The organism is Cellulomonas fimi, assembly GCF_012952065.1.
GTDB lineage: Bacteria > Actinomycetota > Actinomycetes > Actinomycetales > Cellulomonadaceae > Pengzhenrongella > Pengzhenrongella fimi_A.
In genome coordinates, this window is sequence record NZ_JABCJJ010000055.1 from 1 (window position 1) to 5530 (window position 5530).

The 5530-nt window shown below is 58.7% G+C and carries 3 rRNA genes; all 3 read right to left on the reverse strand.

Features of this window, described 5'->3' with window-relative positions:
• Nucleotides 1–28: 28 nt before the first annotated feature.
• The 3 genes from rrf to HIR71_RS16050 all read right to left on the reverse strand — a co-directional run bounded on the left by rrf (nt 29) and on the right by HIR71_RS16050 (nt 5228).
• Nucleotides 29–145, reverse strand: a 5S ribosomal RNA gene (rrf, locus tag HIR71_RS16040).
• An 80-nt stretch (nt 146–225) separates the two neighbouring features.
• Nucleotides 226–3330: ribosomal RNA gene (locus HIR71_RS16045) — 23S ribosomal RNA — on the reverse strand.
• A 373-nt stretch (nt 3331–3703) separates the two neighbouring features.
• Nucleotides 3704–5228 (reverse strand): 16S ribosomal RNA (locus HIR71_RS16050).
• The 16S, 23S and 5S rRNA genes sit together here, the layout of an rRNA operon.
• Nucleotides 5229–5530: the final 302 nt, after the last annotated feature.

Consider the following 5530-nt stretch of genomic DNA (forward strand, 5'->3'; position numbering starts at 1 on the left):
GGGTGGGGTGGCTCTTTCTGTAATGGTTGTCCGGCGGCGACCTACTCTCCCACACAGTCTCCCGTGCAGTACCATCGGCGCTGAAGGGCTTAGCTTCCGGGTTCGGAATGGGACCGGGCGTTTCCCCTTCGCTATGACCGCCGTAACTCTATGGAGATGTCTCGGTTGCGGTGTTGTCCCGACCGTATCTCGGGAACCGCACAGTGGACGCGTAGCAATGATAGGTGTGTCAAGTTGTCGGCTTATTAGTACCGGTCAGCTTCACGGGTCTTTGGTCCCCGCTTCCACATCCGGCCTATCTACCCAGTGGTCTAGCTGGGAGCCTCTCGGGGCGAGCCCCGTGGAAACCTCATCTTGAAGCAGGCTTCCCGCTTAGATGCTTTCAGCGGTTATCCCTTCCGAACGTAGCCAACCAGCCGTGCTCCTGGCGGAACAACTGGCACACCAGAGGTTCGTCCGTCCCGGTCCTCTCGTACTAGGGACAGCCCTTCTCAAGTTTCCTGCGCGCGCAGCGGATAGGGACCGAACTGTCTCACGACGTTCTAAACCCAGCTCGCGTACCGCTTTAATGGGCGAACAGCCCAACCCTTGGGACCTACTCCAGCCCCAGGATGCGACGAGCCGACATCGAGGTGCCAAACCATGCCGTCGATATGGACTCTTGGGCAAGATCAGCCTGTTATCCCCGGGGTACCTTTTATCCGTTGAGCGACGGCGCTTCCACAAGCCACCGCCGGATCACTAGTCCCGACTTTCGTCCCTGCTCGACCTGTCAGTCTCACAGTCAAGCTCCCTTGTGCACTTGCACTCGCCACCTGATTGCCAACCAGGCTGAGGGAACCTTTGGGCGCCTCCGTTACATTTTAGGAGGCAACCGCCCCAGTTAAACTACCCACCAGGCACTGTCCCTGATCCGGATCACGGACCGAGGTTAGATATCCAGAGCGACCAGAGTGGTATTTCAACGTTGACTCCACCGACACTGGCGTGCCGGCTTCACAGTCTCCCACCTATCCTACACAAGCCGCACCGAACACCAATACCAAGCTATAGTAAAGGTCCCGGGGTCTTTCCGTCCTGCTGCGCGTAACGAGCATCTTTACTCGTAGTGCAATTTCGCCGAGTTCGCGGTTGAGACAGCGGAGAAGTCGTTACGCCATTCGTGCAGGTCGGAACTTACCCGACAAGGAATTTCGCTACCTTAGGATGGTTATAGTTACCACCGCCGTTTACTGGGGCTTAAATTCTGAGCTTCGCCTTGCGGCTGACCCGTCCTCTTAACCTTCCAGCACCGGGCAGGCGTCAGTCCGTATACATCGTCTTGCGACTTCGCACGGACCTGTGTTTTTAGTAAACAGTCGCTTCTCCCTGGTCTCTGCGGCCTTCGCACGCTCCCCCAGCTAGTGGGTTCACGCCTCAGGCCCCCCTTCTCCCGAAGTTACGGGGGCATTTTGCCGAGTTCCTTAACCACGATTCTCTCGATCGCCTTGGTATTCTCTACCTGACCACCTGAGTCGGTTTAGGGTACGGGCGGCTAGAACCTCGCGCCGAGGCTTTTCTTGGCAGCATAGGATCACCCAATCATCCCGCATGAGCGGTCACCATCAGTTCTCAGGCTCGTGAGAGGCGGATTTGCCTACCTCTCGCCCTACAACCTTGGACGTGGTCAACCATCGCCACGCTGGGCTACCTTCCTGCGTCACCCCTGTTACTACGCTTACCTACTGCCGGCTCGGGTCGCGCGCTGGTCCGCCACCTCCCCGAAGGGATCGTGGCGGCGTCGGGCGCTGAGCATCACCGGGGTCGGTATGGGCGGTTCTTCGCCGGTACGGGAATATCAACCCGTTGTCCATCGACTACGCCTGTCGGCCTCGCCTTAGGTCCCGACTTACCCAGGGCGGATTAGCCTGGCCCTGGAACCCTTGGTCATTCGGCGGACGGGTTTCTCACCCGTCTTTCGCTACTCATGCCTGCATTCTCACTCGTGTGGGCTCCACCGCTGGGTCCCCCCGCGGCTTCACTGCCCACACGACGCTCCCCTACCCATCCACACACCTGGACCACGAAGGCCTGGTTATCATGTGAATGCCACAGCTTCGGCGGTATGCTTGAGCCCCGCTACATTGTCGGCGCGGAATCACTTGACCAGTGAGCTATTACGCACTCTTTCAAGGGTGGCTGCTTCTAAGCCAACCTCCTGGTTGTCTGTGCAACTCCACATCCTTTCCCACTTAGCATACGCTTAGGGGCCTTAGCTGGTGGTCTGGGCTGTTTCCCTCTCGACTACGGAGCTTATCCCCCGCAGTCTCACTGCCACGCTCTCACTTACCGGCATTCGGAGTTTGGCTAACGTCAGTAACCTTGTAGGGCCCATCGGCTATCCAGTAGCTCTACCTCCGGCAAGAAACACGTGACGCTGCACCTAAATGCATTTCGGGGAGAACCAGCTATCACGGAGTTTGATTGGCCTTTCACCCCTACCCACAGCTCATCCCCCAGGTTTTCAACCCTGGTGGGTTCGGTCCTCCACGCGGTCTTACCCGCGCTTCAACCTGGCCATGGGTAGATCACTCCGCTTCGGGTCTAGAGCACGCGACTGTACCGCCCTGTTCGGACTCGCTTTCGCTACGGCTTCCCCACACGGGTTAACCTCGCCACGTACCACTAACTCGCAGGCTCATTCTTCAAAAGGCACGCTGTCACCCCTGCTAGGGAGGCTCCAACGGATTGTAGGCACACGGTTTCAGGTACTATTTCACTCCCCTCCCGGGGTACTTTTCACCTTTCCCTCACGGTACTTGTCCGCTATCGGTCACTAGGTAGTATTTAGGCTTAGACAGTGGTCTGTCCAGATTCACACGGGATTTCTCGGGCCCCGTGCTACTTGGGATCCCCCTCGGGAGGCCACGCCATTTCGTCTACGGGGGTCACACCCTCTGTGCCGGGCCTTTCAATGCCCTTCGACTATGACGCGACTTTCTGACTCCCTGCTGGTCCGGCAGAACCAGCTGAAAGGTCCCACAACCCCGACCACGCAACGCCCGCCGGCTTGAACACGCAATCGGTTTGGCCTGATCCGCTTTCGCTCGCCACTACTCACGGAATATCTCTTCCTGTCGGTACTGAGATGTTTCACTTCCCGACGTTCCCTCCACACACCCTATATATTCAGGTGCGGGTCACTGGACATGACTCCAGCGGGGTTTCCCCATTCGGACATCCTCGGATCACGGTTCGTTTGCCAACTCCCCGAGGCTTATCGCAGGCTACCACGTCCTTCTTCGGCTCCTAGTGCCAAGGCATCCACCCTGTGCCCTTAAAAACTTGCCACAAAGATCTATCAAAGATGCTCGCGTCCACTGTGCAGTTCTCAAGCTACGGGCAGTCCCACGACCCACCACCGGCACCCGCCGACGGCCTCACGTGGTCCGCATCCACAGCCACCCACCCCCACACCGGGGGCCAGGCGACCCGAGGCCAACAGACCGAAGCCTGTTCCCTCAGGACCCAACAGCGCGCCCAGCCGACCCCGCACCCCCCACCACGTTCCACCCCGGCGAACCGGGAGTACTAGCAGCAGCGACCACGTCGAGCCGGCCATAGTCGATGTTCCACCCGTGAGCACCACCCCCGACGCGAACGGCCGAGGCATGGGCCTGAACCACACCCACCCCGCAGGGCGGACGCGGCCAGAGCTCCTTAGAAAGGAGGTGATCCAGCCGCACCTTCCGGTACGGCTACCTTGTTACGACTTAGTCCCAATCGCCAGTCCCACCTTCGACGGCTCCCCCCCACAAGGGGTTGGGCCACCGGCTTCGGGTGTTACCGACTTTCGTGACTTGACGGGCGGTGTGTACAAGGCCCGGGAACGTATTCACCGCAGCGTTGCTGATCTGCGATTACTAGCGACTCCGACTTCATGGGGTCGAGTTGCAGACCCCAATCCGAACTGAGACCGGCTTTTTGGGATTCGCTCCACCTCGCGGTATCGCAGCCCTTTGTACCGGCCATTGTAGCATGCGTGAAGCCCAAGACATAAGGGGCATGATGATTTGACGTCATCCCCACCTTCCTCCGAGTTGACCCCGGCAGTCTCCTATGAGTCCCCGGCACGACCCGCTGGCAACATAGGACGAGGGTTGCGCTCGTTGCGGGACTTAACCCAACATCTCACGACACGAGCTGACGACAACCATGCACCACCTGTACACCGACCTTGCGGGGAGCACATCTCTGCACTTTTCCGGTGTATGTCAAGCCTTGGTAAGGTTCTTCGCGTTGCATCGAATTAATCCGCATGCTCCGCCGCTTGTGCGGGCCCCCGTCAATTTCTTTGAGTTTTAGCCTTGCGGCCGTACTCCCCAGGCGGGGCACTTAATGCGTTTGCTGCGGCACGGAACTCGTGGAATGAGCCCCACACCTAGTGCCCAACGTTTACGGCATGGACTACCAGGGTATCTAATCCTGTTCGCTCCCCATGCTTTCGCTCCTCAGCGTCAGTTGCGGCCCAGAGACCTGCCTTCGCCATCGGTGTTCCTCCTGATATCTGCGCATTCCACCGCTACACCAGGAATTCCAGTCTCCCCTACCGCACTCTAGTCTGCCCGTACCCACTGCAAGCCCGAGGTTGAGCCTCGAGTTTTCACAGCAGACGCGACAAACCGCCTACGAGCTCTTTACGCCCAATAATTCCGGACAACGCTTGCGCCCTACGTATTACCGCGGCTGCTGGCACGTAGTTAGCCGGCGCTTCTTCTGCAGGTACCGTCACTTGCGCTTCTTCCCTGCTGAAAGAGGTTTACAACCCGAAGGCCTTCATCCCTCACGCGGCGTCGCTGCATCAGGCTTTCGCCCATTGTGCAATATTCCCCACTGCTGCCTCCCGTAGGAGTCTGGGCCGTATCTCAGTCCCAGTGTGGCCGGTCGCCCTCTCAGGCCGGCTACCCGTCGTCGCCTTGGTGAGCCATTACCCCACCAACAAGCTGATAGGCCGCGAGTCCATCCCAGACCGATAAATCTTTCCAGACACTACCCATGCGGATGCGTCTCGTATCCGGTATTAGCTCCGATTTCCCGAAGTTATCCCAGAGTCAGGGGCAGGTTACTCACGTGTTACTCACCCGTTCGCCACTGATCAACCAGAGCAAGCCCTGATATCACCGTTCGACTTGCATGTGTTAAGCACGCCGCCAGCGTTCGTCCTGAGCCAGAATCAAACTCTCCGTAAATGTCTCACAGCCCCCCACCACCCGAAGACAGCAGGGAAACCGACACACGAAACGGACCCCACGACCAAACACGGCCGCAAGATCCAGCTGAACTGACCTCGAACAGACACCCACCACGGGGTGGCAGGCATCCATCAAAAGCCAACGATCCACCAACCAGCCCACCCGAACCACAAAGCCCGGACAACACCAACCGATGAACCACATGGCATCAACTACTTGGCACGCTGTTGAGTTCTCAAGGAACAGACGCGCATCGCCTTGGATCTCCCAACCCGCCGCGAGGCAACCGTTCAAACTTA